This window comes from Phytoactinopolyspora endophytica (assembly GCF_004138495.1).
Taxonomy (GTDB): Bacteria; Actinomycetota; Actinomycetes; order Jiangellales; family Jiangellaceae; genus Phytoactinopolyspora; species Phytoactinopolyspora endophytica.
Genome location: NZ_ML142858.1, coordinates 167,971 through 169,400 on the forward strand (window position 1 = coordinate 167,971; position 1,430 = coordinate 169,400).

Annotated in this window: 2 protein-coding genes; both read left to right on the forward strand. The window is 68.8% G+C overall.

The genetic code is table 11. The annotated features are described in order from the left end of the window. Nucleotides 1-1,160, forward strand: a 1,160-nt coding sequence (eno, locus tag ELR45_RS19765; protein ID WP_240759896.1) for a phosphopyruvate hydratase, incomplete at its 5' end; no start/stop codon positions are given. A gap of 53 nt (nucleotides 1,161-1,213) precedes the next feature. Then, the coding region (locus ELR45_RS38460; protein WP_205856904.1) for a hypothetical protein at nucleotides 1,214-1,430 on the forward strand (217 nt) is incomplete at its 3' end.

Consider the following 1,430-nt stretch of genomic DNA (forward strand, 5'->3'; position numbering starts at 1 on the left):
CTTCGACCGGACAATTCGAGGCCGTGGAGCTGCGCGACGGCGACAAGGGGCGGTACCTCGGCAAGGGCGTGCTGAAGGCGGCCACGGCCGTCATGGACGACATCACTCCGCAGCTGCTCGGCTTCGACGCCAGCGACCAGCGGCTGGTGGACCAGGAGATGAACGATCTCGACGGCACACCCAACAAGGCGAAGTTCGGCGCCAACGCCATCCTCGGCGTATCGCTGGCCGTGGCGAAGGCGGCGGCCAAGTCGGCCGACCTCCCGCTCTTCCGTTACCTGGGCGGGCCGAACGCGCACACGCTACCGGTGCCGATGATGAACATCCTCAACGGCGGCGCGCATGCGGACAGCAACGTCGACATCCAGGAGTTCATGGTCGCACCCATCGGCGCGGAGACCTTCTCCGACGCACTGCGCTGGGGCGCCGAGGTCTACCACTCGCTGAAGAAGGTGCTCAAGTCCAAGGGCTTGGCGACTGGGCTGGGCGACGAGGGCGGCTTCGCTCCGGACCTGCCGAGCAACCGTGAAGCTCTCGACCTGATCCTGCAGGCGATCGAGGAGGCCGGGTACACGCCTGGTTCGCAGGTCGCGCTCGCTCTCGACGTCGCCGCGACCGAGTTCTACGGGGACGGGAACTACACCTTCGAGGGCACGGCGAAGACCCCGGAGCAGATGAGCGAGTACTACAGCCAGCTGGTGGCCGACTACCCGCTGGTCTCCATCGAGGACCCGCTGGCCGAGGACGACTGGGCCGGCTGGGTGACGCTCAACCAGGCGCTCGGCGGCCGGGTGCAGATCGTCGGGGACGACCTGTTCGTGACGAACCCGGAGCGCCTCGCTCGCGGCATCAAGGAGGGCGCGGCGAACGCCCTGCTGGTGAAGGTCAACCAGATCGGAACCCTCACGGAGACGTTCGACGCGGTAGCGATGGCGACCCGGGCCGGCTACGCCAGCATGATCAGCCACCGTTCCGGTGAGACCGAGGACACCACCATCGCGGACATCGCCGTTGCCACGAACGCCGGCCAGATCAAGACCGGTGCGCCGGCTCGCTCCGAGCGGGTCGCGAAGTACAACCAGCTGCTGCGGATTGAAGAAGAGCTGGACGACGCCGCGCGTTACGCCGGTTCTGCGGCTTTCCCACGGTTTAATAGGTAACCATGCCACCAGCTCGCCGTTCGCCTGGAGCTCGCCCCACAGGGAGTTCCGAGATGAAGCGGCGTCCCGCGGCGCGGGCGGCTCGCGGCGGCCCACGCCCGGGAGTGGGCACGGGTCGCCCTCGGGTGGGCGTCGAGCGTCCACGCGTCGCGGGTCCCGATGGCGGCGGGAACGGTACTCGCCGGCCGGTGCGAGGGCGGGGATCCCGCCCGTCGGTCACCGGCCGAGCGGCGTTGCTGGCCCTGGTGCTCGCCGTTCTCCTGGTCTCCT